Annotated in this window: 23 protein-coding genes and 1 tRNA gene; 15 read left to right on the top strand and 9 right to left on the bottom strand. The window is 45.0% G+C overall.

From position 1 onward, the window contains the following. Positions 1 to 6 precede the first annotated feature (6 nt). A complete protein-coding gene (locus BZA03_RS13665; RefSeq protein WP_110289058.1) occupies positions 7 to 738 on the bottom strand; it encodes a 3-deoxy-D-manno-octulosonic acid kinase in 732 nt (243 codons plus the stop codon). 482 nt (positions 739 to 1,220) lie between these two features. On the opposite strand from BZA03_RS13665, the gene BZA03_RS13660 reads away from it, so the two are divergent. From BZA03_RS13660 to glpG, 7 genes are all read left to right on the top strand, one after another. Continuing rightward, on the top strand, positions 1,221 to 1,694 hold the full coding sequence (locus tag BZA03_RS13660; RefSeq protein ID WP_110289057.1) for a hypothetical protein: 474 nt from the start codon (positions 1,221 to 1,223) through the stop codon (positions 1,692 to 1,694). Next, positions 1,691 to 2,866 (top strand): hypothetical protein, encoded by a 1,176-nt coding sequence (locus BZA03_RS13655; RefSeq protein ID WP_110289056.1) that lies wholly within the window; start codon positions 1,691 to 1,693, stop codon positions 2,864 to 2,866. Before BZA03_RS13660 ends, BZA03_RS13655 begins: the two co-directional genes overlap by 4 nt. A gap of 9 nt (positions 2,867 to 2,875) precedes the next feature. Beyond that, on the top strand, positions 2,876 to 5,320 hold the full coding sequence (locus BZA03_RS13650; RefSeq protein WP_110289055.1) for an EAL domain-containing protein: 2,445 nt from the start codon (positions 2,876 to 2,878) through the stop codon (positions 5,318 to 5,320). 163 nt (positions 5,321 to 5,483) lie between these two features. Continuing rightward, positions 5,484 to 6,680: a glycine C-acetyltransferase gene (locus BZA03_RS13645; protein WP_014977894.1), complete on the top strand. Its 1,197-nt coding sequence runs from the start codon at positions 5,484 to 5,486 to the stop codon at positions 6,678 to 6,680. Next, positions 6,677 to 7,702, top strand: a complete 1,026-nt coding sequence (gene tdh / locus BZA03_RS13640) for an L-threonine 3-dehydrogenase (protein ID WP_014947766.1) — start codon at positions 6,677 to 6,679, stop codon at positions 7,700 to 7,702. The genes BZA03_RS13645 and tdh overlap by 4 nt, the downstream gene beginning before the upstream one ends. Beyond that, positions 7,702 to 8,013, top strand: coding sequence for a thiosulfate sulfurtransferase GlpE (glpE, locus tag BZA03_RS13635; RefSeq protein ID WP_014947767.1), 312 nt, complete (start codon positions 7,702 to 7,704; stop codon positions 8,011 to 8,013). Before tdh ends, glpE begins: the two co-directional genes overlap by 1 nt. A gap of 140 nt (positions 8,014 to 8,153) precedes the next feature. Then, a complete protein-coding gene (glpG, locus tag BZA03_RS13630) occupies positions 8,154 to 9,017 on the top strand; it encodes a rhomboid family intramembrane serine protease GlpG (protein WP_075177668.1) in 864 nt (287 codons plus the stop codon). A gap of 55 nt (positions 9,018 to 9,072) precedes the next feature. Here glpG and BZA03_RS13625 read toward each other — a convergent pair whose 3' ends face one another. Then, positions 9,073 to 9,486, bottom strand: coding sequence for a flagellar basal body-associated protein FliL (locus BZA03_RS13625; protein WP_014977897.1), 414 nt, complete (start codon positions 9,484 to 9,486; stop codon positions 9,073 to 9,075). Between the two features lie 148 nt (positions 9,487 to 9,634). On the opposite strand from BZA03_RS13625, the gene BZA03_RS13620 reads away from it, so the two are divergent. Further along, positions 9,635 to 10,204, top strand: a complete 570-nt coding sequence (locus tag BZA03_RS13620; RefSeq protein ID WP_110289054.1) for a chorismate lyase — start codon at positions 9,635 to 9,637, stop codon at positions 10,202 to 10,204. Then, entirely contained in the window at positions 10,201 to 11,058 is an 858-nt protein-coding gene (gene ubiA / locus BZA03_RS13615; protein ID WP_014975277.1) for a 4-hydroxybenzoate octaprenyltransferase, read from the top strand. Before BZA03_RS13620 ends, ubiA begins: the two co-directional genes overlap by 4 nt. Positions 11,059 to 11,159: 101 nt before the next feature. On the opposite strand, the gene BZA03_RS13610 is transcribed toward ubiA, so the two are convergent. Continuing rightward, positions 11,160 to 11,411, bottom strand: coding sequence for an accessory factor UbiK family protein (locus BZA03_RS13610; protein WP_014975278.1), 252 nt, complete (start codon positions 11,409 to 11,411; stop codon positions 11,160 to 11,162). Between the two features lie 112 nt (positions 11,412 to 11,523). Between BZA03_RS13610 and rep the strand changes: the two genes are divergently transcribed. Continuing rightward, a complete protein-coding gene (rep, locus tag BZA03_RS13605; RefSeq protein ID WP_110289053.1) occupies positions 11,524 to 13,539 on the top strand; it encodes a DNA helicase Rep in 2,016 nt (671 codons plus the stop codon). Positions 13,540 to 13,583: 44 nt separating this feature from the next. Here rep and BZA03_RS13600 read toward each other — a convergent pair whose 3' ends face one another. Both BZA03_RS13600 and BZA03_RS13595 read right to left on the bottom strand, forming a co-directional pair. Next, entirely contained in the window at positions 13,584 to 16,184 is a 2,601-nt protein-coding gene (locus BZA03_RS13600) for an EAL domain-containing protein (protein ID WP_110289052.1), read from the bottom strand. Positions 16,185 to 16,287: 103 nt separating this feature from the next. Beyond that, positions 16,288 to 16,695: a cytochrome c5 family protein gene (locus BZA03_RS13595; RefSeq protein ID WP_014947775.1), complete on the bottom strand. Its 408-nt coding sequence runs from the start codon at positions 16,693 to 16,695 to the stop codon at positions 16,288 to 16,290. Between the two features lie 264 nt (positions 16,696 to 16,959). On the opposite strand from BZA03_RS13595, the gene BZA03_RS13590 reads away from it, so the two are divergent. From BZA03_RS13590 to BZA03_RS13575, 4 genes are all read left to right on the top strand, one after another. After that, positions 16,960 to 17,036, top strand: a tRNA-Arg gene (locus tag BZA03_RS13590). A 192-nt stretch (positions 17,037 to 17,228) separates the two neighbouring features. Continuing rightward, positions 17,229 to 18,641 carry a Na+/H+ antiporter NhaC gene (gene nhaC, locus BZA03_RS13585; RefSeq protein WP_110289051.1) on the top strand — a complete coding sequence of 471 codons (1,413 nt, stop codon included), beginning with the start codon at positions 17,229 to 17,231 and terminating at the stop codon, positions 18,639 to 18,641. Between the two features lie 103 nt (positions 18,642 to 18,744). Further along, entirely contained in the window at positions 18,745 to 20,514 is a 1,770-nt protein-coding gene (locus tag BZA03_RS13580; RefSeq protein WP_014947777.1) for a BCCT family transporter, read from the top strand. Positions 20,515 to 20,653: 139 nt separating this feature from the next. After that, positions 20,654 to 21,283, top strand: coding sequence for a hypothetical protein (locus tag BZA03_RS13575; RefSeq protein ID WP_110289050.1), 630 nt, complete (start codon positions 20,654 to 20,656; stop codon positions 21,281 to 21,283). Positions 21,284 to 21,418: 135 nt separating this feature from the next. Here the strand turns inward: BZA03_RS13575 and BZA03_RS13570 are convergent, their stop codons facing one another. The 4 genes from BZA03_RS13570 to BZA03_RS13555 all read right to left on the bottom strand — a co-directional run bounded on the left by BZA03_RS13570 (position 21,419) and on the right by BZA03_RS13555 (position 24,505). Further along, a complete protein-coding gene (locus BZA03_RS13570; protein ID WP_014947779.1) occupies positions 21,419 to 21,667 on the bottom strand; it encodes a DUF2960 family protein in 249 nt (82 codons plus the stop codon). Positions 21,668 to 21,996: 329 nt separating this feature from the next. Then, entirely contained in the window at positions 21,997 to 22,305 is a 309-nt protein-coding gene (locus BZA03_RS20705) for an HNH endonuclease (RefSeq protein ID WP_375342587.1), read from the bottom strand. Between the two features lie 107 nt (positions 22,306 to 22,412). Further along, entirely contained in the window at positions 22,413 to 23,609 is a 1,197-nt protein-coding gene (locus BZA03_RS13560) for an HNH endonuclease (RefSeq protein WP_110289048.1), read from the bottom strand. Positions 23,610 to 23,887: 278 nt separating this feature from the next. Beyond that, positions 23,888 to 24,505: a bifunctional 2-polyprenyl-6-hydroxyphenol methylase/3-demethylubiquinol 3-O-methyltransferase UbiG gene (locus BZA03_RS13555; protein WP_110289047.1), complete on the bottom strand. Its 618-nt coding sequence runs from the start codon at positions 24,503 to 24,505 to the stop codon at positions 23,888 to 23,890. A 235-nt stretch (positions 24,506 to 24,740) separates the two neighbouring features. On the opposite strand from BZA03_RS13555, the gene BZA03_RS13550 reads away from it, so the two are divergent. Further along, positions 24,741 to 26,834, top strand: coding sequence for a TonB-dependent siderophore receptor (locus BZA03_RS13550; RefSeq protein WP_110289046.1), 2,094 nt, complete (start codon positions 24,741 to 24,743; stop codon positions 26,832 to 26,834). The last annotated feature ends 145 nt before the right edge of the window (positions 26,835 to 26,979 follow it).

Below are 26,979 nucleotides of genomic sequence, written 5' to 3'. Positions count from 1 at the left end.
CTTTTATTACTTCACTGCCTCGCGGTAACCATTCATACACGCTGACCAGTCGCTCTCTTGCCAGTGAAAGACAGGGTTCTTCGCTTTCTCTTTATGTAAAGAACGCAGCAGACGGTCTAAATTACCTTGTTTCCAGCTGTTACCTTGACGCTGCTCGCAGCGATCGAAATCAATAAGCCATATTTGCTTATCGCTATCAATCATGATGTTTCGAACGTTGGCATCATGATGGTACACCTGACAATTGTGCATAGCTGCCAGCGCTCGGCCAACCTCATACCACTCACCTTTATCCAGTGGTTTATCGCACAGTGCGTGGTGTAAATCTTTGCTATTTGGAATACTTAAAGTAATTAAATCGCCGCGGTAAATCAGGCCTCGGCGGTGTATACGCGCCGCAACAGGAACAGGCACAAGAAGACCTTGTGCTCGCATATATTCGAGCAGCCTGAACTCTTCAAACGGGCGAGAACGCTCAACACCAATAAACAGATATTGGTCGCTCAGCACTTTGCCCACCAAGCCACCACGTTTGAAATGGCGTAAAACCCAGCGCTGACCCTCATGCTCAATGAAAATGGTTGTACCACGTCCCTTGGCTTGACCTGTTATTTTGTCTTGAAGCTGCCAAAAGTCGGGGGTAAACATCTCCGCATTGGGGTGACTGACTAAAGTGTCGTCGAAAATAAAGTGGTGCCCAGCACCTATGTCTCGTCGTATTGTCGCCATGTCGCCCACAACTTATGGTAAATTCTTTATTCTAATGATTTATTTTGGTTTTTCAGCAACGACTGCGCGTCTGAGATAAAAAAGATGGTTTTATTTACTCTTCATTCTAAGAGGTTTATATAAATTGTTGAATTTATGAGCCTAAATCAAGCACTGATCCTTGAAAGCCTAAGTTGTTACACTCATACGCGCGTATCGCTGACAATATCCAAAAGAAATATATATGCATGGTAGATTGCGGCGACCCGGGATGGTTCGATGTGAAAAAATGCGCGTATAAACAGCGCTAAAAGCCAATACCTGGGCGAATATACACAGCGTAATGCATGCTAAAACAGGCGAACTTCTGGAGAAATCACCGTTGATAGACAAAAACACTATCTCAAGCAATTTGTCGCTTAATTTACTTAATTGTAAGGTAAAACTATCAACTATTATCTACACTTAGCGTTGCGAAGTGTTCCTTTGAAATAACAGGGAGTCGTTACTGAATGAAAAAGCCCGCTTTGCGATGGCTGTCTACTGTTCTTGCTCATACTCGAATTAGAATTGTGCTACTGCTAAACGTTGCACTTCTTTCGGGTGTGCCTGCGGCACACGCAGCAGAACTAAACGTCATGGTAAATGAGAGTGTGACGGTTTCTAAATTAAACCGCTCTGAGCTTCGCCAAATTTTCACTGGCCATCGACAGTATTGGAGTGATGGCACCAAAATCACGGTCTTTGTATTGAACGATAACCACGAACTACATAAGCAATTCTGCCGTGAAGTACTCCATATGTTTCCTTATCAATTGTCTCGCTTATGGGACCAAATTACTTATTCAGGGCAGGGCGTTACGCCGGTCAGAGTGACCTCGTATCAAGCATTGATTGAAGCACTAGAAAGCACATCGGGTTCTATTGGTTATGTAGAACACACCGAAATTGTGAAGCTACGACGCGTGGAGGTAGGTATAGAATGAATAAGCACATCGTTCTTGCGTTAGGACTACTTAGCCTGCCGACATTCGCTTCACAAAGCGACTTTTCTTGGCACGGTTATGTCTCTCAGGGGCTTACTCAATCGAAGGGGAGTAGGGCGATTACCGATAATGACTCAATTACAGGAGAACTTACTGAAATTGGCTTGAACGGTTATTACCAAATCGCAGAAAACATCTCTATCGCTGGGCAAGTTAACTATTTAGACGGTGGAAATCGCTTTGAGCAGGGCGCACGTTTAGACTATTTATTTGTCGACTGGAAACTACCTGACCTACCTGGTGATTGGCAAGGGCAAATTCACGCCGGACGCTTTAAAAACCGACATTGGTTGTATTCTGTTGCCAGGGACGTACCCCACACACGATATACTTCAGTGCTTCCTCAGTCTGTGTACTTTGATGGCTTTCGTGATGCTGCATTGGGAAGTAACGGAATTCAGACTAGCTTTTCACATTTTAGTGCAAACAATATATGGGAATTAAACTGGAGCTACGGTCGTTCTAATATCAATGACTCCCAGCGAGACTTTCTGCTAGGCGATGAAGCTAACGGTATTATTAAACAAGACTTTGTTCATCAGGCGAGCGTATTCTGGCAACCGGCTACCATGACGTGGAAACTAGGTGCCAGTTGGTTAAACTCTGATTTCAGATACACCCCATCGCAGGATGATAATAGGGTTGCGGGTAAAGCAAATATTGAGCGATTTGTGGTTTCTGGCCAATATTTTGCGGAAAATTGGGAAGTGTCAGCAGAGATAATTCGCGAGTTTCAAGATAGCAAGGGTCTGTTTTTTCCAGATTTCGAAACCAAAAGAAGGGGCGAAGGTGGCTTTGTCCAATTCAGGTATTTGTTCAATAACGAGGTAAGCGGCCTGTTAGGTTACGATACCTATGTTAATAATGCGTCTGACAGAGATGGAAAAAAATTGGAAGCTATGTCAGATGGCGTTATTCCTGCCTACTTTGGTTACCAAGACACCTATACCGTAGGTTTGCGCTGGGACATTGCGCCAAAGTGGCGGCTTCAGGGAGAATATCACTGGGTTGAAGGCGCTACACGGGTAGTCAGTTTGCTGAACCTTGATGTGGCATCTCATGCAGATAAACATTGGGAAATGTGGTCAGTGCAATTGATGTATTGGTTTTAAGGGTATTAGATGAAGGTTCAGGTATCTTTCACCACTAAAACCATCATTATTTTACTGGCAATGGTTCTAACTGTTGCTGTTGTTATATCTACAGTGCTAATTCAGGAATCTGACGCACGTATTTTGCTGCAACAGCGAGAAAACCAGGTAAGTAATCAACGACGGGTCCAGCTTTTCGAAGATGTTCTTCACCGCAGAATGTTCACGCTCATCGATATCATTAGCCTTAAAAGTGGAGGTAATGCGGACAGTCTCGAGTCGCTCCAGCAAACTCTTAGTGGGTTGAGTGAGTATTTGAATCTTAATTTTCAAGTTGAATCGCTGTACTTGTTTGACGAAAACGGAGTTGTAGGTAAACCGTCACAACCGGTAAATAAAACGGTAGAAAGACTAGTAAATACAACTCGGGCCTCGTTGGAAAGCCGCTCTTTACTGTCGTGTGAAGATGTCTGTACGCATTACATCTCAATACCCATCATGGCAAATAGTGAAGAGCTACCGGTCATCGTTGTGTCTACATCAATGAGAGAGCTTTTATACTTATTCAGCCGCGCTACCGACGTGCACAAAGTGGCGGTGGTGCAGCATAAAGAAACTTCATCTGAGCGCTCAGAATTAAGAGTGGCAAGCCAATTGTCAGCGGCTAACAGACAGTATTTCCAATCGCTATTCGAAGCACTGCCGAAAAACTGGCGCATTGACGACTTAGTCATCAGAGGTACCAATGTTTCGCTAGAAAATAAGCAGTTGTTGGTTAGCTTATTGCCGTTTAACCACGCTTCGGGAGACCATCCTTACTTGATTATCGTACAAGACGTGTCAGCGATGGTGCGTCAAAACGAACAATATCAGTACATTGTTATATCTAGCGCCGTGGCTTTGTTCTTTCTTTTTTCTTCACTGCTATATCTGTTTCTAAACCAATACAGAATACGCTTATTAGACATAAGCGAACGTTTGCCTATGCTGGCCGAACACAAGTTTAGCGAGTTTTACACCATTGCAGCTAAACGAAGGAAGTCGCCTATTTTCAAATTCACAGATGAATTGGACGTAGTTGAAGACGCGGCAAATAATCTGGCGCGCCAGCTAGAAAGCTTTGACGGACAAATGGCTATTAACACAGCGAAGCTTGAAAAAATGGCGATGTTCGATGTGTTAACCGGACTTCCCAACCGTAATATGCTGACGTTTCAAATAGAAAAGCAGCTAGCTAGTTCAATTCGCGACGATAGGTTAGTGGCACTGATGTTCATGGACCTTGATGACTTTAAAAAGGTTAACGACAGTCACGGTCATGACGTCGGCGATAAACTTTTAAAAGCTGCTGCTATGCGTATCTCTAAGCCGATCAGAGAGTCGGATATTGCATCTCGATTTGGCGGTGATGAGTTTGTTATTTTACTTTCAAATATCGAAAGCAAAAAGCACGTAGATACGGTAGCCAAAAAGCTGATAGAAGAGTTTAAAGAGCCAATCATTGTAGATGGCGTAACCTTTTACGTTTCTATCAGTATCGGTATTGCTATTACCAACCACTCTCGCGCCACGCCAGTAGAACTGCTAAGGCATGCTGATATTGCGATGTACGAAGCCAAAGCCAAAAAAGGGGCGGAGTATCGCGTGTATGACGCCACCATGAACCTTAAAGTAATGCAGAAGGTTGAGCTGGAGTCAGAGGCGCGTGAAGCCCTTAGAGACAACCAGTTTAGCTTAGCGCTTCAGCCCCAAATTGAGATGCACACGGGAAGGCTGGTGGGCTTTGAAGCGCTATTGCGTTGGCATCACCCTAAAAAGGGTAATATTTCCCCGGCCGATTTTATACCGCTTCTTGAAAACACGTCATTCATGCTTGAGCTTGATTACTGGGTAATTACGCGCTCAACTTATTTAATCAGAGAGCTTAAAAATAGCGGCTACTCCGACGTGAAGATGGCGATTAATTTGTCAGCGGGTCAGTTCTTAGACCCGAGTTTGCCTGAATTCTTGCAGCAGCAAATTATCAAAAATGACATAGCGCCCGACCAAGTTTGCTTAGAGTTAACCGAAACGGTATTGGTATCAGATATCAAGCGTGCAACCACCATCATGCAAAATATTCGCGACATGGGGTGCATGCTGGCTATCGACGATTTCGGCACGGGCTATTCGTCGTTGAGTTATCTTAAATCGTTACCCGCCGACTACATCAAAATTGACCGCTCGTTTGTGGCAAATATCGCCAGCAGTGCTGATGATAGAAATATTGTTCACTCTACGATTTCTATGGTGCGCAACATGGGAATGCAAGTGGTGGCAGAAGGAATTGAAACCAGTGAACAGTACGAGTTGCTGTGTCATTTCGACTGCAACCTAGGTCAAGGCTACCTTATCAGCAGACCTATTCCTGAGGTTAACATTTGGGACGTGTTAAGCGACAAAGTAGAGTTTGGTTTTTGGAAAGAATCCGCCTAGGGCGACTTTACCGTTTCAAAAGGGGCACGCTTCATCAATGTAGTGTGCTGAATAATTTACAAACTTAGTCGACAAACCCATTAAATACAGCGCAAGGGTGTGTACCCTTTACCGCGCTTTCATTAAACTAACGGTTTTAATATACCTACACTCGGAGAATGGCATGTCTGCGGCATTTATTTCTCATTTGCAATCGCAAATTGAAGCCACGAAAGAAGATGGTTTGTACAAAAAAGAGCGTGTTATCACGTCGCAACAACAAGCGGATATTGGTGTTGCTAACGGCGAGCACGTTATTAACTTTTGTGCCAACAACTACCTTGGTCTTGCAAACAATGAAAGCTTGATTGAAGCAGCAAAGAAAGGCCTGGATAGCCATGGTTTTGGTGTAGCATCTGTACGATTCATTTGCGGTACACAAGATATTCACAAGCAGCTGGAAGCCTCTATCAGCGACTTCCTCGGTACAGAAGACACCATTTTGTACCCATCGTGCTTCGACGCGAACGGCGGTTTATTTGAAACGCTATTAGGCCCTGAAGATGCCATTATTTCTGATGCGTTAAACCACGCCAGTATCATTGACGGTGTGCGCCTGTGTAAAGCTAAGCGTTATCGCTACGCCAATAACGATATGGCTGCATTAGAAGAGCAGTTGAAGCAAGCTGATGCCGATGGCGCACGTTTCAAAATTATTGCCACCGACGGTGTGTTTTCAATGGACGGCGTGATTGCCGACTTAGCCTCTATTTGCGACCTGGCCGACAAGTATGACGCCATGGTAATGGTAGACGATTGTCACGCAACGGGCTTCCTAGGCGAAAACGGTAAAGGCAGCCATGAGTATTGTGGCGTTATGGGTCGTGTAGACATCATCACCGGTACTCTAGGTAAAGCACTAGGCGGCGCGTCTGGCGGTTACACCTCGGGCAAAAAAGAAGTCGTAGAGTGGTTGCGTCAACGCTCGCGTCCTTATCTTTTCTCAAACTCGGTTGCGCCACCTATCGTTTCAGCATCGCTCAAAGTGTTTGAAATGATGAAAGAAGGCGACGAGCTTCGCGCTAATCTATGGCGCAACGCCAATCACTTCCGTACGCGTATGGAAGAAGCGGGCTTCACATTAGCTGGTAAAGATCACGCTATTATTCCTGTTATGCTAGGCGATGCTCGTTTAGCTAGCGAAATGGCGGACAAGATGCTTGAGAAAGGCATCTATGTTATCGGTTTCTCTTACCCTGTTGTGCCGAAAGGTCAGGCCCGTATTCGTACGCAAATGTCAGCAGGTCATAGCCTTGAACACGTTGATAAAGCGGTAGATGCATTTATTGAAGTTGGCCGTGAATTGGGAGTAATTTCATGAAGTCGCTAGTTAAAGCGAAAGCAGAAAAAGGCATTTGGCTACAAGACACGCCAGAGCCTGAAGTAGGACACAATGACCTACTGATTAAAATTCGCAAAACCGCCATTTGCGGCACCGACATGCACATTTACAACTGGGACGAATGGTCACAGAAAACCATTCCGGTACCTATGGTTGTAGGCCACGAGTATGTGGGTGAAGTCGTTGGTATGGGCCAAGAAGTGAAAGGGTTTAAGGTTGGCGACCGTGTTTCGGGCGAAGGCCATATTACCTGTGGCCATTGCCGTAACTGTCGTGCAGGTCGTGTACATTTGTGTCGCAACACTGAAGGTGTAGGCGTAAACCGCCCGGGCGCTTTTGCTGAATACTTGGTAATTCCTGCATTTAACGCGTTTAAAATTCCAGACAACATTAGCGACGACCTTGCGTCTATCTTTGACCCGTTTGGCAACGCTGTTCACACTGCACTAAGTTTCGACTTAGTGGGTGAAGACGTGCTAATAACAGGTGCCGGCCCAATAGGTATTATGGCTGCTGCAGTTGCAAAGCATGTAGGTGCTCGTCATGTCGTGGTTACCGATATTAATCCTTACCGTCTTGAGCTTGCTAAAAAAATGGGTGCAACCCGCGCCGTTGACGTAAGCAAGGAAGACTTGAAAGACGTTATGAACGAACTTGGTATGACAGAGGGCTTCGATGTGGGTCTGGAAATGTCTGGCGTGCCGGTGGCTTTCAGAGACATGCTGAACAAAATGAACCATGGCGGCAAAATTGCCATGCTGGGAATACCTCCACAAGATGTTGCCATCGATTGGAACCAGGTTATTTTCAAAGGCTTGGTGATAAAAGGTATCTACGGCCGTGAAATGTTCGAAACATGGTACAAAATGGCGAGCTTGCTGCAGAGTGGCTTAGATCTATCGCCTATCATCACGCACACCTTTTCTATTGATGACTTTCAGAAAGGGTTTGATACCATGGGGTCTGGACACTCAGGTAAAGTTATTCTGGACTGGCAATAATGACAACATTCTCACACATTAGCGTAAACGACGTTGCAAACTTTCAAGGTGACGTAACCATTGTGGATATTCGCGATCCTCAATCGTTTGCTAATGGACACATGCCTAACGCAGCGCAGCTGAACAACGACAACTTTGCAGCGTTTATCGACCAAACGCCCAAAGATATCCCAGTGGTTGTAGTGTGCTACCACGGCGTAAGCAGCCAGCAGGCGGCCCAAGTGATTGCACAGCAAGGCTTTGAAACCGTTTATAGTATGGACGGTGGCTTCGAAGCATGGCGACTGGCAAATCCGGTAGTCACGGCATAGCGATTTAATAAAGGTGCACAATGTGCACCTTTACTTTTTGCAGCTACTGCAGTATTTCAGTATAAAGAGGTTATATACCGCGCCCTTGGTATATGTCATATCGCATTCATATTCTTCTGCTTCGGGGTAACAACTAGCTTATGGCTCATCCTTTAATTGCGTTCAATCAGCAAAGTCCTGCACATCTTCTCGCCAATTATTTAACCAGTCAGCACATTCAGGCCGCTGTAGTACAGCACGATAAAGAGTTCGTGGTGGTATTAGATAATCACGACCATCTCGACCGCGCAAAAATTATTGCGGATGGCTTTTTGGCAAACCCTACCGATCCGAAGTACCAGCAAGCCGCATGGGATAATGGCAAGAACGTACGGCTGGCGCCTTCGGGTAATGGCTTTTCCATGGGTAATATCATTGCCGATGCCGTGAAAGCGCCTTTTACCTCGGTGGTATTTATTCTGTGTGTTGCGGTTTATTTACTGTCGTTGTTTGGGCTGTTTGCCCCTATCGCACAGCATTTATTGATGCAGCCATTTTCCATTTTGTCGCAAAATCACGAATGGTGGCGATTACTAGGCCCTGCATTCATTCATTTTTCGGCGCTGCACATTATATTTAACCTACTGTGGTGGGGCATGCTGGGAGCTAAAATTGAACGCACCCTTGGCATGAGCATGCTGCTTATTGTGTTCTTAGTGTCGGCCACTATTTCGAACGCCGCACAAGCGCTATTTAGTGACCCTGTGCAAGGCAACCTGTTCTTGTTTGGCGGCTTGTCTGGTGTGGTGTATGCCGTAATGGGCTTTGTGTGGTGGCTAGGCTGGTTGCGACCAAGTTGGGGCTTGTCGCTGCCAAATTCAATTGTGGGCTTTATGTTGGTGTGGTTGGTACTAGGTTATGCCGATATTTTGTGGGTAAACATGGCGAATGCTGCACATACAGCGGGGCTTATTTCTGGATGTTTGCTCGCCGGGGCCTTAAGTCTTGGGTCGGGTAAACGCTAGTGGCGTTTTATGTAGCTAAAAGGCGTACGTTAGCCTTTTAGCCCGTTATCTACTTTTAACCGCCTTGGTATAAGTATTTGGTGAAGATAACGTTCTTCACCACTTCGCCGCCTGTCTCTTGCTTCATGTGCTCTTGCAACGCTTTAAGAATAGCGCGGCGAATATCTTCACGACCAGTTAGTGATTTAACTTTCTCTGCCGGTTGCTGGCCGAATATTTCAATGGCAGTAGAGCGAAGTAACGGCATATGGTGTTCAGCAATTTCAAGCTGATTAACATCGTGGATCATCAATTCAACTGACACGCGTACATAGCCAAGCTTTTGTGCGCTATCGCTAATGTAGTTGGTAACAATCTCTGGCTCTAAGCCCAAATAAGCATAGTTGGCCTTGTCTTGCGCCACTGCTGCGTTACAACCAAGAACGAAAAAACTAACCGCAAATACGCGTAAAACTAAAGACTTAAGCATAGTGAAGTCCGAAACACCAAAGTAATAAATTCACTTGGTAGTGTAGCAAAACTCTGATTAAACACACTACTGCAAAAGTTTAACCGAGTGAAAATAATTGAACATGACGTGTTATCATACTAACAGATTCATTATTCGGGCTTTTCGTGTGAGTTTTAATGCCACTTTTCCAGTGGGTTTGGCGGTTGACTGGCAAGCACCTTCTGGCATCACAATTCCTAATGCACAGCTAAAAAACTGGCTGTTAGACACTGGGTCATTAACCGAGCGAGTACAGTCTTTAAGCAACCACTTTTCTCTAGAGCTTATTGGCCAGCACGAGCAGATTCCTCACGACAATGAACTGTCATTGTTACTCGACAACGGTGAAACCCATTATCAAGCGAGAGAAATTCTCCTATGTGGCGATCATAAGCCGTGGGTGTTTGCACGTTCTATCATCCCTCAAGCCTTTGTTGACAGCGAGCTTTCAGATCTTGGCCGAGAGCCTTTAGGAAAACGCTTGTTTAACGATAAGCGCTTTACACGCTCAGCGTTTCAACTGTGTACAGTGCCAGCTTCGCAGTTTGGTATTAGCAGTAATCAAACCTTGTGGGGCAGGCGCTCGTTGTTTACGTTAGGCAACTACAGCATGATAGTAGCAGAGGTATTTCTTCCTTCCTCACCGGCCTATAGCCGCTCTGCTAAAAACGAAAAGGAAAGCGAAAAACAGTTATGAAGCACAATTGGAACGCCTATGCGCGACTTATGCGCCTTGATAAACCAGTCGGTATTTATTTGCTGCTGTGGCCTACGCTGTGGGCGCTTCTTATGGCTGCACAAGGTTTACCGCCTTTAGGCATTACGCTCATTTTTGTGGCTGGCGTCGTTGTCATGCGCTCAGCCGGGTGTGTGATTAACGACTATGCAGATAGGAAAGTAGACGGTAGCGTAAAGCGCACTGCCCAGCGTCCTCTTGCAACCGGAGAAGTGTCGGCTAAACAAGCGCTACAACTTTTTGGTGCGCTTATCGCTTTAGCATTTGTCTTAGTGTTATTCCTCAATTGGCAAACCATTGCGTTGTCGGTGGTAGCCTTACTTCTAGCAGCAAGCTACCCCTTCATGAAGCGTTACACCAATTTACCGCAGGTGGTATTGGGTGCCGCGTTTGGTTGGGCCATTCCTATGGCATTTATGGCTGTGATAGAAACAGTACCAGCGTACGGCTGGTGGTTGTTTATTGCTAACTTACTATGGACGGTAGCTTACGACACCATGTACGCCATGGTAGACCGCGATGACGACTTACAAATAGGCATCAAGTCTACGGCCATATTGTTCGGCAAAAACGACGTGCTCATAGTCATGCTGCTACAGGCCGCTGCCCTTGCCATTCTGTGGTGTATAGGCTGTGCTATTAACGCAACCTGGCCTTACTACTTAGCCGTGCTGTTTTCGGCTCTGCTATGCGTGCGCCAGTATCAGCTTATTAAACGCCGTCAGCGTGAAGGTTGCTTCACCGCGTTTATTGAAAATCACTATATTGGTTTAGCCATCACGCTAGGAACGGCACTGCATTTTTATTTGGTGTAACAGTAAAAGTAACTAGCCCAATACAAACCATTGTTAATGGTATTCAGCCACAAAAAAAGCGCCATAAAGGCGCTTTTTGAGTTTCTGTAAGCTTTGAGCGCCTACTTTTCCGCCAGCTTCGCTTCAAGCTCAGCAATGCGGCTTTCCATAGCGTCTAGCTTTTCACGAGTGCGAATAAGCACTTGGCTTTGAATATCGAACTCTTCGCGAGTCACTAAATCAAGCTTAGACAGCTGCGACTGCAATACCGCCTTTACTCGACCTTCGGCTTCTTCAGCCATGTTTTTAACGCCAGGTGGAACGGCATCAGCAATTTGTTTCGCTAAATCTTCGAGTTTCTTCGGATCCAACATGGAATTCCCTTATAATGCGCAGCTCAAATTATGAAAGCTATTCTATCGGTATCGACACGACATGCAATGAAAACTGTGTCGCGCCAAAAATGTACGTTGTTCTAGGTATTAAATGAAACTAAATGAAGCTCAAGAGTCTGCCGTAACCTTTGTGTCTGGCCCATGTTTGGTGCTGGCTGGTGCGGGTAGTGGTAAAACGCGCGTAATTACCAATAAGATTGCTCATTTAGTTAGAAACTGCGATATGCCAGCTCGGTATATTGCAGCGGTAACCTTTACCAACAAAGCAGCACGTGAAATGAAAGAACGTGTAGCGCAGACCTTGGGCAAGCCGGAGGCGCGCGGGCTAAAAGTGTCGACCTTCCACACCATGGGCTTAACCATTATTAAAGCGCATGTGAAAGATCTTGGCTTAAAGCCAGGTTTCTCGTTATTCGACGATAAAGACTCGTTCGCGTTGCTTAACGACCTAACGTCCGACACCCTCGATGGTGATAAAGATCAGCTTCAGCTTTTACAAAGCTGCATCTCGAACTGGAAAAACGACCTTATCTTGCCTGATGCTTTATTAAAATCAGCAACCAGCACGGGCGAGAGAGAGTTTGCAGAAGCCTACAAGCGTTACCAAGACAATCTTAAGGCATATAACGCGCTAGACTTCGACGACCTAATTTTATTACCTACATTGCTTTTAAAAAGTAGCGAAGCAATAAGAGCCAAATGGCAGAGCAAGATTCGCTACTTGCTGGTGGATGAGTACCAAGATACCAATACCAGTCAGTACGAGTTGGTAAAGCTATTAGTAGGTGAGCGTGCGCGCTTTACCGTGGTGGGCGACGATGACCAGTCTATCTATTCATGGCGTGGCGCTAAGCCACAGAATTTGCACCTATTACAGCAAGACTTTCCGCGCTTAAACGTCATTAAGCTACAACAAAATTACCGCTCGTCAGGTCGTATTCTGCATTGCGCGAATATTCTTATTCAGAACAATCCGCATTTGTTCGATAAAACCCTGTTCTCAGAGCTGCAGTACGGCGAGCCGCTAAAAGTAATAGAGGCGAAGAACGAAGAGCATGAGGGTGAGCGCGTGGTGGCCGAACTGCTGGCGCATAAGTTCATGAACCGCACCCAGTTTAAAGACTACGCCATTTTGTATCGCGGGAATCACCAAAGTCGTATTTTTGAAAAGCTGTTAATGAGTAACCGCATTCCGTACAAAATCAGCGGCGGTATGTCGTTCTTTGGTCGTGCTGAAGTGAAAGACATCATGGCGTATTTAAGGTTGTTGGTGAACCAGGACGACGATAACGCTTTGCTTCGCATTATTAACACGCCTGGGCGCGGTATAGGCCGCGCTACGCTGGAAAAACTGGGTAACTTTGCAAATAGCTTGGGCGTGTCTATGTTCGAAGCGGCGACGCACCCTAACTTAAATAGCGTGCTGCCCGATAAAGCCTTTCATTCGGTTTCTACCTTTGCCCGCTGGATAGTAGCGCTATCGGACAACGCGGAGCGTGGCAACACCGCTGACGCAGTGCGCACCATGATCCGCACCATGGGTTATGAAGAATGGCTATATGAAACCAGCGCCAGCCCCAAAGCCGCCGAAATGGCCATGGCCAACGTAAGTACTTTATTCGGCTGGGTTAACGATATGCTGGAAGGTAATGACCTAGACCAACCCATGACCTTAACAGAAGTGGTGAACCGCTTAATTCTGCGTGACATGATGGAGCGCGGCGAAGACGACGGGGAAGGGGACCAAGTACAGTTAATGACGCTGCATGCCTCAAAAGGTTTGGAATTTCCTATTGTATTCTTAGTGGGCATGGAAGAAGGCCTATTGCCACACCAAAGCAGCATTGATGAAGACAACGTAGAAGAAGAGCGCCGACTTGCTTATGTGGGAATTACTCGCGCCCAGCGCGAGCTTATATTCAGCCTTGCTAAAGAGCGTCGACAGTTTGGTGAAGTGATCAACCCAGAGCCAAGCCGCTTTCTGTTCGAACTGCCGCCTGACGATGTACAGTGGGAAAATCAGAAACCGAAGGCAACAAAAGAAGAACGCCAGCAAAAGGCACAGGTGGGAATTGCTAACCTAAGAGATATCTTAGGTAAAAAATAACCTACTTTTATAGTGGGGCGCCAATAGTAAGTGAGTATTTACTTCTAGCTTGCTAGCGATGTCATATCCAGCACTTTTGCGTGCTTCAATACTTTGCCTTGGCCATAAATGCATTCAATTTCGTTAAGCGCATCTAACTGTGCCTGAGAGTCTACGCCTTCAGCAATAACCTGAAACTTCAAATGTTCAGAAATAAGCATGACAGACTGGATAAGCTTTAAGTTTCGTTGAGAGCGAGGCAGTGACTTAACAAAGCGATGATCAATTTTGATGAAGTCGAAAGGGTAGGCAAACAAATAACTCAATGAAGCTAATCCGCTTCCAAAGTTATCCAGCACCAAAGTTACGCCCGCACGTTTTAACTTCTTAATAGCAGGAAGAATGAACTGAGAACGGCGATTTAAGTCGTTTTCATCAAACTCAAATACCAACTGACTGGGCGTTATGCCAGATGTTTCAATCACATTAATCATCTGGTTTACCATAGAAGCCTGTAGCAGATGATTAATCGAAACGTTAACCGCTATTTTATTTATCGGATCGTCGGTGCTTTTATAATGGTTTAACAGCTCGCAGGCTTTGGTTAGCTGGAACAGGTCTAAATCTAGCGTAAGGCCACTATGTTCTGCCACTTGTCTAAACTGCTCTCTGGCAATCTTGCCGTAGGCAGGGTGCGACCAGCGAATGTACATCTCTTTATACAGCGTGCTGTCGTCATTAAGCTTTATAACGGGCTGTAGGAAGTAATCGAACTCTTCTTCACGCAGTGCACGTCTGAATTCATTTTCAAGCTCAAGCTCTTCAATAAGCCTGTCGCGCATGCTCTTGTCGAACATAACAAAGCGTCCGCGGCCTAGCGTTTTCGCTTGATACATAGCGGCATCAGCATCACGAAGCACTTCATCTGCGGCGCGATAGTAGGTTTCTAAGTGCGCAATACCAATACTTGCACCAGAATACATCTCTCGACCATCAAGCAAGAACGGTTCGGAAATAGATGAAATTATACGGCTAGCCACTTCTTCTACGTCTGCTTCATCTTCAAAGTTATCAAGCAGTACAACAAACTCATCGCCGCCTAAGCGCGCTAACAGGTCGTGACCACGAATACATAGCGCAATACGTCTAGCTACTTCAATTAAGAACTCATCGCCGGCGTGATGACCTAGGGTATCGTTAATAACTTTGAAGCGGTCTAGGTCGATAAACAGCACCGCAAACATGTTTTCGCTGTAACGCTGCTTACTGGCTATAGCCAGCTCTAGGCGACTAGTGAACATTGCGCGGTTAGGTAAATCAGTTAACGAGTCGTGATGCGCGTCGTGAATAAGCTTAAGCTCAATCTCTTTACGCTCTTCAATTTGTTGCTTTAAGAACTTGTTAGCACGATTTAGCTCGGCTGTGCGTTCTTTGACGCGCTCTTCTAGCTCAACGTTATAGCGCTGCATCGACTCGGTATTGCGCTTACGCTCAATGGCTACCGCGATATGATGTGATACAAAGCGCAAAAGCTCTTGGTCGCGAGAATTGTATTTAGCGTGTTTACCGTAGGTTTGTACAGCAATAACACCTGCTATTTCTCCATCTACAACAAGCGGCGAACCTAACCACGAGTTCGCACTGTTTAGCATGGTTTGCGCAACCGACACATCCAAATCGCCAGACTCTGCAAGCTCCAATACTCTGGGTGGGTTAACCAGCTCAGCTTGCCCCGTTCGCAATACGAATTCAGTTAGACCAAGCCCCAAAGGCCTTGAACTTATGTTTTTTTCTTGTGCGTCACTAAAATACGGGAATGCGAGTAGCTCTTTTTCCTTATCAAGAATGGCAATGTAACAGTTAGGTGCGCTAATTAGCCTGGCTAAAATTTCGTGCAGACTGGAGTAAAACACATCCATATCGCCTTCAAGGTTAGCCGCCAGCTCAGATATCTCGAATAAAGCCTGCTGTAGCGACTCTACTTTTTGGCGCTCTAATATTTCTTCTTGAAGGTCGTCATTAATTTTTCGCAGTTGGCGGGTGCGTTCGCGGATGGTGCGTTCAGTGAGCTCACGGTTTTTTACTCTATCAACTGTGGTAACAATGTGTTGAGAAACGAACAGCAGTACTTCTAAATCTTCTTGCGTATAGTGCACACCTTCATCATAAGTTTGCACTACCATGGCACCTATGACTTGGCTTCCTCGTTTAAGGGGCACGCCCAGCAGCTCAAACGGCTGCGAGCCAACTAGCTTTATATCATGCTGAGAGGCAAAGTTTTCTTCGTCGTCACGTTTGTAAAATAGATGATCGCCGGTTTTTAGAATGTAACCGGTCATGCCGTCCATTAACGATTCAGCGGGGAGCTGGCGAACGGTTTGTTCGTCGAATTCGTCAATGAAGTAAGCGAAATCGACAACGTTACTATCGGGTTCGTAAAAGGCGACAAAGAAGTTATCGGCATTCATAAAATCGGCAATGATTTCATGAATAGCGGAATAAAGGCGATTAAGGTGACTTACAGAACTGGCAAGTTCAGAAATGTCGAAAAGCGCCTTCTGAACACGTTCAGCGCGCTTGTACTTGTCAGTGAGTTGCTGAAGCTGCGGTATAAGTTCGCGCAGTTCTTCTTCCGTCAACTCATGTTGCGTCGAATCTTGTGACATTCCGCTCGCCAGTAAAAAAGTAACGTTTCCCCAAAGAGTTAAATTACCCGATTAGAGGGTAAAACGCTACTTTTTCCATCAAGTTGTTACGATTTAGCGGGTATTAGATACCTTCAATCATATACTCGATTGCAGCTTTAATTTCGTCATCAGAACAGTTACCGCATGTACCACGAGGAGGCATAGCGTTAATACCGTTCAATGCGTTTTGCCATACGCCATCAAGACCGCGCTCATCTAGACGTGGTTGCCAGTCTGCTGCAACGTGAACTTTAGGAGCTCCTAAAACGCCTGCTGAGTGACATGCAACACATGCAGAGTTGTAAACGTCTTCACCAGACTTTGCACCGCCAGCTGCGCCAGCACTTCCTTCAGCTGCTGCGCCTGCAACGTGTACCTGACCTACCGGCTTAATGCGATCGGCAATTTCATCGTTACTCATTTCTTGTGCTTGTGCTGCAAAAACAGTTAGCGCAGTAGCAGCAACAGTTAACCAAGTCTTTAATTTCACATCTGTCTCCAGGCAATGATGAATTTGTTTAAAATATAACTGGCCAGATTATAACGGTTAATTGGGGTTGAACAACTATTTGAAGCCAATTACCCATAAAAAGTAAGGATTTTTAACACTTGTTCCAAGCCACCTAAAGAGATTTTAATAAATGAGTTGAAGCCAACCCACCGCGTAAGTATTATTACGCCCCGTTTGCAGCGTACATTTAACTGCGTATTTTTCCTTTGCGAACGTACATGGTTATTACAAACGTAGCACGATCCGCCCTTAGCTCAGCTGGATAGAGCGCGGCCCTCCGGAGGCCGAGGTCAGAGGTTCGAATCCTCTAGGGCGGGCCATTTCCTTTTTTAGTGATCTATGAAGGAATAATCCCCTTCAGCCTTTCTATATCAGAATCGGGCACGCCTACCTTAGACGTGGCTGCAACTCTAACGTCCAATCCAATGCAACATCAAAGTCATTCCAACGCATAGCAAAGTCGTTATACTGTTTTTCACTAGTTCATTTTAAAGCGTATCAACGTGCCTATAATGTCGCCGCAGTCTATTCAACGCCCAAGCTTTACTCAGTCACTACTTTGTTTTGGTGTTATTGTCGCACTGATAGCAGGCGGATTGTTTGGCCTGGGCATTAGCCTGCATGCATTACTATTTCTGTGTTTGCTATGGGCTGGTATCAATGCCTTTAGCTTGGGGTACAAGTACCTGCAAATCCGCGATTTAATGACCAGCGCATTAACCCGGGCCATGCCAGCAATCTATATTTTTATCCTCATTGGTATGGTTATCGCCAGCTTTATGCAAAGTGGCACTATCTCAACGCTAATTTATTACGGTTTAAGTTGGCTAAACCCCAGCATATTTCTTGCGGTGGGATTAATTTTGTGTGCGGTAATGTCGGTGGCTACAGGCACATCGTGGGGGACGGTGGGCACTATGGGTGTAGTGCTGATGGGTATTGGCGCTGCTATGAACATACCACTGCCCATTGTGGCAGGCATGGTGGTATGTGGTGCGACGTTTGGCGATAAAATGTCCCCGGTGTCTGATACCACCAATCTCGCATCCATGAGCGCGGGTACCAACCTGTATCGGCATATGTACGCCATGCTGCTAACTACACTGCCTAGCTTTCTTCTAACCTTTGTAATTTTCTTGGTAATAGGCTTTAGCTACGCAAACCAAAACTTAAATGTTGACGAAATAATTGAAATAAAAGCAGCACTCGCCAGTCACTATAACCTTGCACCCTATATAACACTGTTACCGCTGGTGTTGCTTACGGTAATGAGCATCAAGAAAGTGCCGGCTGAAGTAACCATGTCGTGCAGTGTTTTGCTGGCCGTCATCATCGCCATTTTCTATCAAGATACTAATACCATTAGCGTGCTTAACGCACTGTGGGAAAACACCCCTCAAAATACGGGTATCGCAAATTTAGATGCCTTACTAGGACGAGGCGGCATTAGTAGCATGAGCTGGACGTTGCTCCTCGCCTTAATGGCAATCGCATTGGGCGGCATACTGCATGGTGCAGGCTTTCTAGCTGCGTTACTGATAGGCATTATTGAACGGGTAAAACGCACGGCAACCCTAATAGCCGTAACCATTGCGTCTGGTTTTCTAGGCAATGTGGCCATGGGCGAGGCCTATATCTCTATCATTTTGAATTGCCAGTTGTTTAAACCGAAATATGAACAGCAGAACCTTGACCCCGCTGTGCTATCTCGGTCGGTAGAAGAAGGTGCCACTATGACCACAGGCCTTATTCCGTGGACAACGGCTGGTGCGTTTTACTCTGCCACCCTGGGCGTTAACGTGCTCGATTACGTGCCCTATGCGTTCTTCAACTATCTAAACGGCGTTGTTGCGGTAACCATGGCCGCATTGGGCATGGGCATGCTAACAACCAAAGCACGAATGAATAAACGCACATCGATTTGAAGCAGCCCAATAGCTAACACAATTCTGATAAACTGTTTTTTAAGATCGCCCGTTTAAAGCCAAACGTATAAGGCATCTATAAAAACAAAACAAAGGATCGTGTATGAGTAGTAATACCCGAGATGCGGCCTCCTCCAAGGCCATTATTAAACAGGAAGGCGCGTTTAGCGTAATCGACAAGCCCACTTTTTTTGGCTCCCTAATTCTTCTTCTCTCTGTCACCATTCCCCTAATTATTTGGCCGGACCAAGGCGCACAGTGGGTGGCAGCCGCAAAAGACTTCGTAACCAGTAAACTTGGTGTTTTATATCTCTTGCTTGGTGTTGGCGCTGGTGGGTTCATGGTTTACATCATGTTCAGCGACATTGGACAAATAAAACTAGGCGACCCGGAAGAGAAACCCGAGTTCTCGCCAGTATCATGGGCTGCCATGCTGTTTTGTGCAGGCATAGGCGCGTCTATTTTGTATTGGTCCATGATTGAATGGGTGTACTATTACCAAGCGCCACCGTTTCACATAGAAGGTGAAACCCCCGAAGCCGCAAAATGGGCTGCAGCCTACGGTATTTTCCACTGGGGCCCGCTTGCCTGGGCTATTTACCTCATTCCCGCCGTACCTATTGCGTACTTCTACTATGTGCGCAATCACAGCGTACTTAAAATCTCTGAAGCACTCATGCCGGTTATTGGCGAGAAAATGGCTCACGGCTGGCTGGGTAAAATTATCGACATCAGCTTTATCTTCGGAATGTTAGGCGGCGGGGCGACCACGTTAGGTTTGGCTGCGCCTATGATCAACGAAGGGGTGCACGAACTATTCGGCGTACCTAAATCGCTTACTACCCAAGTTCTGGTGCTTGTAACCTGTACAGCTATCTTTGGCTACAGCGCGTATGTAGGTTTAAAGAAGGGCATTAAGCTGCTGTCAGACATTAACTTTTGGCTGGCCATAGGGTTGCTACTATTTATATTTGTTGTGGGACCTACGTTGTTTATGGCCAATACCGGCCTAGATGCTTTGGGCCGAGTACTTAGCAACATCATTAAAATGGCTACCTGGCTAGAGCCTTTTGCTGAATTTAATGGCTTTCAAAACACGCATTTCCCTCAAGACTGGACCATATTCTACTGGGCATGGTGGTTGGTATTTGCACCAAGCGTAGGGCTATTCATTGCGCGTATTTCAAGGGGGCGAACTATTCGCACTATGGTCGCGGGCTCCATGTTCTTCGGCACCATGGGTTGCTTTTTATTCTTCATGGTAATGGGGAATTATGGCTTGTATTTGCAGCTTTCGGGTGAACTAGACGTGGTGAGTATTCTTAACCAAGAAAGCCCTACGGCCGCGATTTTCGCCATGTTACACACGCTGCCATTGGACTACATAGTCATTTTTGTATTCACCTTGTTAGCGCTAATATTTACCGCAACTACCTTCGACTCCATTTCTTACATTCTGGCAGCTGTAGTGCAAAAAGAAGTAGACGAAGAGCCATTGCGCTGGAACCGTTTGTTCTGGGCATTCGCGTTATCGTTTATGCCTATAGTGCTTATGTTTGTTGGTGGGTTAGAAACGCTTCAAACGGCGTCGATAATAGGGGGCGTTCCGCTATTAGCTGTGGCCTTAATGTTATGTATTGCCATAGTGCGGGCGGCCAATTACGACATGCGTTACCAGCCCGACTACTCGGTAAAAGAAATTAATATAGGGGAATTCCCCGACGACGACCCGTGGAGCGAAGAAGGTACATGGGATATTGATGAAGAGGGCGAAGAGAGTGATGGCGAAACGCCTATTGCCGCAAAGCCTAAACAAAGACCGCCAAAAGGCCACGTAGAGGGCGACCCGCACAGCAGGCCGTCGCGGTTGTAGCTTTTATCGTATCTGAATGAAACAAACGCCGCACACGGGCGGCGTTTGTATTAGCTGAGCACAATTAGCGTACCCTAAAAAAGCGACTGTGGTACCTTAATAATCGTTTGCACCCTTTCAACTTTACGTATGTAGCAGAATGTCAGTTAAGAATTATCAGAAATTCTATCAGCCACTAAACGCGGTACATTCGGCTGATTTTAATTGCTGCATTTACTGCGGCTGCGAAGCTGCACGGCAAGACTTTATTCCACCCATAAAATTCATTCACGACTGGCAAGACGGACATCTACAGGCCGACTTTATTTCCGTGCCTGCATGCAACGAATGCACTGATCTTTTAAAAAATGAAAACAACGCCACGCTAGAACCCAGAATAACCGTGTTAAAAAAGCGGTTGGCGGAAAAGTACAAAAAGGCCATTCGGGTGTTTAACCACTGGAGTATGGAAGAAATTGAAGAAATGGACGCGGCATTTCAAATAAGTCTAAAAGGCGGCTTGCGATTAGGCAAAGAAACCCTTTCCCGTCTTCAATTTGCAGGGTTCGATTATGAAGTGAATGGGAGTATTACGCGGGTGGCAAAACCTCAGCGCGAGGTGTTTAAAGTGTTCGACGAAGAGTTTAGCAGCTTTAGAGAAGCGCTAGCCTTTGCCAGCGCTACCTACAAAATCAAGAAAAGCCGACTAAGTCAGCTTTATTTCGATAATGACGAAAGCTTTGATAGGGCGATTGAGGCTTTTCATGGGCTAGTTGAGGGTAACCCATAAAGCGCTGATTGGTGGCTTTGCACTCCGAAGTCAGAGGTTCGAACCCTGTCGAGCCCTCCATTTTTAAGACTTGGCCGTTAATCCCCAAAAGCAAAGTAGTTCAAAGGCCTAGTATGTGTTGAAAGGGCGCAACCATCATTCTTGCCCGTTTTTTAAAAAATACAAATCAGAAAACCCCATTTTTGCAAATTCGGTATCTCTGAAGTTTCTTACGGTCTTTTTATCTTTACTGATAGCGGCAAGTTGCTGTTCAGTTTGCAGGAACTGGGAAAGGTCTATTCCCTCAGCTTCGGCCACGGCTTCATGCATATTTTGATGGCGGCTGTAAGAAAAATTTATCTCTTTTGCCACACCTTTAAACTTATAACGTACTTTATGGGCCATTTTCTACTCAAGTTGGTCGATGTGATTCAAAAACTGTTTAACCGGTATTATAAACTCAATTAGCGCCAATGATTAGCGTGTTAAAAAAGTGGGTGGCAAAATCGCAGTGTGAGGTGTTTGAAGAAATCGAAGGAGAGTTAAATAGCTTTAGAGAAACAATAGCCTTTGCCTGAGCTATCTATAAATAAAGAAAAGCTGACTAAGCCAGCTTTATTTCGGTAATGATGAAAGCTTTGATTAGCAGTCTGAGGGTAAGCCATAAAGCGCTGATTGGTGGCTTTGCACTCCGGAGGCAAAGGTCGCGCGTTCTGGCAGCTTTAGACAACTGTTTAGAGGTCACTATTAGATTTAGCAATATTACAGTCTTCACATAATACCTGTAAGTTACTTTTATCTAGTGCAAGTTCTGGGTATAGGCTACGTGGTTTAATATGATCGACATGTAAGATCGCACCTCTTTCCGAAGTAATGCCACAGATCTTACAACTACAATTCGACTTTAGCAAAATAGAGAGTCTCAGCTCTCGCCATGCTTTTGTTCTATAAAAATTCGTCTGTGTACTTTGCTTCAAAACAGGTAATTCATGCTTACTTCTATATACAACTGGTTGTTCCCCCGGTTGGTAAACCAGCGCCATTCCTTTATTGCCACTAAACCATCTTTCAATAGCACTGGTAGCGCGAGCGAGAGTTTTGTATTCACGCCTCGAGCTCTTGCCTTCTTTTTGTAAAGTAACTCTTATAGTCATTGTTTGAATTGATGTTCGCGGTGGTAAGCTAAATAGTCTTGATGTTGATCGGCCAACATAATCTTCATATTGGAATGTATGCCTAGTATTTGGCATTCTTCCAAATGATCAGAAATTAAAATCTGGCCATTTTCATTAAAGCTGATGAATCCCAAATCAAATGCTTTATCAATATTGGCTAGAAGTAACAAGCCGTTAAATGGGTCAAGGCGTTCGTCGTTCTCAGATTTTGACCATGGTTTAATATGAGACGCTATAAGGAATGAGTAATTTTGATACTTGGTAACAGCGCAACCTTTCCAATGACTGATCAGGTCATCTCTAAATCTGCCTTGGCCTATACGCGTATTAACCATGACGGCTTTTTGTGTCTCAGAGATAGAGCTATCTAGAATAATATTATCTATATCTTGTTTTGCACTTACTTGTGTAATGTCTGACAAAAATGCTCTGTAACTATTAATTGCAGAGCTGTACATTCCCTTACCTTGCTTATCTTTTGCTACAAATTCTCTTAGCTCGAAGGTTTTATTTACAATAGTTTCATACTCATAATAAGAGCTTATGCTTAATAGACTTTGCTTTGAAACTCCTGCATCATTTAACCAATTCGGTATAGAGTATTTCAACGCGCCAACATAATTTTTTATAGTTTTTTCAGACTTTCCTATAGATTTAGCCCAGCGACAGTATTGATCTTCTAAAGTGTCAAGGTTGGCTGTTAGTGCATTTCTAAGAATAGGGGCAGTACTTGGACTCTTGAGGTATACGAATAGTTGTTCATCAAGATATGCATAATCCACTAGACTAAGAATTTTCGTATCAGTAGCCGATCTCATTGAGTCAAATGCAGCTGTATTCTGTTTTGAAACTTTTAAGTGCCAGAGCCCAGAAGACTTCAAGTGGTAAAACGGTAGGAAAGGACTGTCAGTATCATTGCTTTGCTTTAATCGCATAAAATGCCAGCTAAAGCGTTTCTTTAAAGCATCATCATAATAAATTTTATTATCTTGGATATGTCCTTGTTCAATGAGTTCCATGACAGCAAACATCATGCAAACTTTATGAGGTTTGGCTCTACCTGAAGACCTATCAGGTCGCAGGCTTTGTAATCTGTTGACGTAATAAGTGAGTCTCATCCAGTCAGCCTCAAAATCAAAGTAAGAAAGAGAAACAGAGCTCTCTTTATCCATTTACAAGTCGGTGCAATGCCTAAACAAAAGGGCTTAATCTAGCTCTAAGCGAAAAGGCTTTCAAAGATGAGGTCTAATGATTACTTTATCGTCATGATAAAGTCGAAAGTATGTCCATCCCATTTAGACGCTTCACCGAAGCACTATCATCCCTGGTTTCAGTTTAATATATCAGAATTATTTCATTAAATTACATTTAAAATCATTTGGTTACTTTTGAATTTTAAATGTCACGCCATAAGTTACTTAGTAAAGCCTGCTATTGTTCTTACATTGAACTAAGCTCTCGAATCTTTCTCATGTTGTGTGAGTAAAACCGTTTGCCATTGAACGTCAGCGCGGCCTAGCTCATCGTTTGACTTTTCAGGAGTAAGCAGTCGATAGGAAAGCCCAAATTGGCTTGCAAACTTAGCCAGTTCATCTGCTGAAACAGGGTACATAGTGCGTTCGTCAGCGCAACTGCCATGGCGTAAAGATATAACTAGTTTACCGCTGGGTTTCAGTAAAGAGGATAGCTTTCTAAAAGAGCGCTCTCGCTCCGACGGCGTGATATGCATCCAAACTGCACTTAGCAGGATCAGGTCAAACTTTGTTTGTAAGCGAAAAACTTCGGTCAGTTCAGGTAATGAATCGGATAGCCAGTGAATAGGGTTTGCAACAGTATATTCTTGTGCAATTTCTCGAATACCTACAGCTGGTTCCACAGCAACTACACTAAGGCCTTTCGCAGCTAGACAGCGAGCATCCCGACCGGAGCCTGCACCCACATCAAGTACCATTCCTTCTTTAGGTATAGCCTTTAGCCAGTCTTTGTGAACAGTCTCAAAAGGAACACTGTCGTATTGTTTCACCAATGCTGATGCATTGGCCGAGTAGTACCTTATATTAGTCGTCAAACCTTTAACTTATTCGCAAGTCCATTAAGAACCTCTACTTCTAATTCATTTGTATAGCAAACACAAGCTAACCTTTTCAGCTCAAGTGTATTGGAAAGACGACCTTTACCATTTTGTAAAATCTTTTTTTAGAAACTCAAATAGCAATAATTATCATTTAAATTAGCTTTAATTTATCTTATACTCCCCCGCCGTAAAGTTCTTAACCCTTCATAACCAAATAACAGAGAAAACCATGAAACTAAGCAGTTTATTTGCACTAACGCCTATCGCGTTTGCTTTGTCGGTAAATGCGCAAACAACTCAAAGCGATACAGTAGAAGTTAAAGAAGCAGACGTAGAAAAAATTCGTATTGTAGGTGTTCGCCAAAACCGTGTTAGCCGCGGTGCAACTGGCTTAACCATGGAAATCAGTGAAACGCCTCAGTCTATCAGTATTCTTTCTGAAGACCTTATGCAGTCGTTCGGTGCGTTCAACATTAACGACGCACTAAAGCTAGCACCAGGTATTAACGTAGAAGAGTGGGAAACTAACCGTACTAACTACACCGCACGTGGTTTTGAAATTAAAAACACCCAAATTGATGGTGTAGGCCTGCCTAACGACTGGGGTATTGTTACCGGTTCGGTTGAAGCTTACGGCTACGAAGAAATTGAAGTTATTCGTGGTGCGAACGGCCTGCTTACTGGTGTAGGTAACGCGTCAGGCACCATCAACTATGTGCGCAAGCGTCCTACTAACGAAGAAGGCGGCGAAGTGGGTGCAAGCATTGGCTCTTACAACTTCAAGCGCGTTCAAGGCGATTACTCTATGCTGCTTACAGAAGACGGCAGCTGGGCGGCGCGTGTAGTAGGTAGCTTTGAAGATAAAGAGTCTCACCTAGATGGTTTAGAAAACGATCGCGGCTTTGTATACGGCGTTATTGACGGTCAGCTAACTGATAACGCAACGATAACCTTCGGTTTGTCATACCAAGACGCCAATACCGACGGCAACACGTGGGGCGGGCTAGTATTTAACTATACCGACGGTACGCAAGCTGAGTGGGATATTAATGACACCACTACGCAAGAATGGACTAAGTGGGATACTGAAACCACTAACGCCTTTGTTGAACTAGACTATGAGTTCGACAACGATTGGCAATTGCTACTTAGCTATAACTTCCGTGGCTACGAAGATGAAAGTAAGCTGTTTTATGCTTACGGTGACATTGATAAAGAGACTGGCCTTGGCTTAGTTGGCTGGCCAGGTCGTTACGATTCTGAAATTGACTCTCACCTGTTAGAAGGCCGTGTATTCGGTGATTTCGAGCTGTTTGGTCGCAGCCATGAAGTTAACTTTGGTGTAAGTCACGCTACTAGCGACGACGTGTCTTTTGTTCATGCGTTTGACTACGCTACTACTCCTGCATACGGCCCAACACCTGCATTCCCGTACGGTTTGGATGCGATTGCTGAGCCAGAGTGGTTAGGTGTGTCTGAGTACTCAAATATTGAGCAAACACTAACGCGCTACTTCGGCTCTGCTCGATTCAGCGTAACAGACGAAATGCACATCATTGCTGGTTTTAACGCGATCGACTTCGAGCGTACTGGCCAAAACGCAGGCGCGGTTATCGATAACTCAGAAAGTGAAGCCAGCCCTTATGTTGGTGCGACTTACGCGGTAACAGAAGATGTTAATGCTTACGTGAGCTACTCTGACGTGTACCAGCCACAAGAACAGTATGATGTAAACGGCCAATACCTTGACCCAACTAAGGGTAAGAACTTTGAAGCGGGCTTCAAGGCACAGTGGTTCGACGACAGACTACTAACAACTTTCGCTTACTTCACCGCTGAACAAGATAACTTGGCAGCATATGCAGGTACTAACCCTGAAACTCTTCAGTACTACTACAAAGGCGTATCGGTAGAGTCTGACGGTTTTGAGATTGAGCTAGCGGGTCAGTTAACTGATGATCTACGCATTAACGCGTCTTACACCAACATTGATGTAGAAGACGAGCAAGGTAACGACGCTAACCTATGGGCACCACGTGATGTAGTGACGTTCCAACTAGGTTACACCGTACCGCAAGCGCCAGAAATTGAAGTAGGTTTTGGCGGTAGATGGCAGTCTGAAATTAGCAACGTTGACTACAATGTTAAGCAGGGCGCTTACTTCTTAGGCAACGTTTATGCTTCACATGCGTTTACAGAAGATTTCACCGTTCGCATGAACATCAACAATATCTTCGACAAGAAGTACATTAACAGCCTACATACGGTTGGTTACTACGGTGCGGGAATCAACGCTCAGTTGAGTGCATCATATACGTTCTAATATGAACCAAAACATGAATAATAAAAATGCGGCTTAGGCCGCATTTTTTGTTTTTGCGATATATCTATTATGTGTGGCTAAGAGGTTAGTGAAGAGAAGCCGCCAACGTTTATCAATTGATTAAAATTAAACCACTTGCTACTGT

It is taken from the genome of Alteromonas sp. I10 (assembly GCF_003201515.1).
In the GTDB taxonomy this organism is placed as follows: Bacteria; Pseudomonadota; Gammaproteobacteria; order Enterobacterales; family Alteromonadaceae; genus Alteromonas; species Alteromonas macleodii.
This window is presented reverse-complemented; position numbering and strand designations above follow the sequence as displayed.

Bases quoted from the DNA above. Each gene is read 5' to 3' on its own strand.
- BZA03_RS13600 (WP_110289052.1), bottom strand. From the start codon at position 16,184: ATGTCACAAGATTCGACGCAACATGAGTTGACGGAAGAAGAACTGCGC.
- BZA03_RS13650 (WP_110289055.1), top strand. From the start codon at position 2,876: ATGAAGGTTCAGGTATCTTTCACCACTAAAACCATCATTATTTTACTG.
- ubiA (WP_014975277.1), top strand. From the start codon at position 10,201: ATGAAGCACAATTGGAACGCCTATGCGCGACTTATGCGCCTTGATAAA.
- tdh (WP_014947766.1), top strand. From the start codon at position 6,677: ATGAAGTCGCTAGTTAAAGCGAAAGCAGAAAAAGGCATTTGGCTACAA.
- BZA03_RS13660 (WP_110289057.1), top strand. From the start codon at position 1,221: ATGAAAAAGCCCGCTTTGCGATGGCTGTCTACTGTTCTTGCTCATACT.
- BZA03_RS20705 (WP_375342587.1), bottom strand. From the start codon at position 22,305: ATGGCGCTGGTTTACCAACCGGGGGAACAACCAGTTGTATATAGAAGT.
- BZA03_RS13560 (WP_110289048.1), bottom strand. From the start codon at position 23,609: ATGGATAAAGAGAGCTCTGTTTCTCTTTCTTACTTTGATTTTGAGGCT.
- glpG (WP_075177668.1), top strand. From the start codon at position 8,154: ATGGCTCATCCTTTAATTGCGTTCAATCAGCAAAGTCCTGCACATCTT.
- BZA03_RS13655 (WP_110289056.1), top strand. From the start codon at position 1,691: ATGAATAAGCACATCGTTCTTGCGTTAGGACTACTTAGCCTGCCGACA.
- BZA03_RS13625 (WP_014977897.1), bottom strand. From the start codon at position 9,486: ATGCTTAAGTCTTTAGTTTTACGCGTATTTGCGGTTAGTTTTTTCGTT.
- BZA03_RS13645 (WP_014977894.1), top strand. From the start codon at position 5,484: ATGTCTGCGGCATTTATTTCTCATTTGCAATCGCAAATTGAAGCCACG.
- BZA03_RS13550 (WP_110289046.1), top strand. From the start codon at position 24,741: ATGAAACTAAGCAGTTTATTTGCACTAACGCCTATCGCGTTTGCTTTG.
- rep (WP_110289053.1), top strand. From the start codon at position 11,524: ATGAAACTAAATGAAGCTCAAGAGTCTGCCGTAACCTTTGTGTCTGGC.
- glpE (WP_014947767.1), top strand. From the start codon at position 7,702: ATGACAACATTCTCACACATTAGCGTAAACGACGTTGCAAACTTTCAA.
- BZA03_RS13580 (WP_014947777.1), top strand. From the start codon at position 18,745: ATGAGTAGTAATACCCGAGATGCGGCCTCCTCCAAGGCCATTATTAAA.
- BZA03_RS13570 (WP_014947779.1), bottom strand. From the start codon at position 21,667: ATGGCCCATAAAGTACGTTATAAGTTTAAAGGTGTGGCAAAAGAGATA.
- nhaC (WP_110289051.1), top strand. From the start codon at position 17,229: ATGTCGCCGCAGTCTATTCAACGCCCAAGCTTTACTCAGTCACTACTT.
- BZA03_RS13575 (WP_110289050.1), top strand. From the start codon at position 20,654: ATGTCAGTTAAGAATTATCAGAAATTCTATCAGCCACTAAACGCGGTA.
- BZA03_RS13610 (WP_014975278.1), bottom strand. From the start codon at position 11,411: ATGTTGGATCCGAAGAAACTCGAAGATTTAGCGAAACAAATTGCTGAT.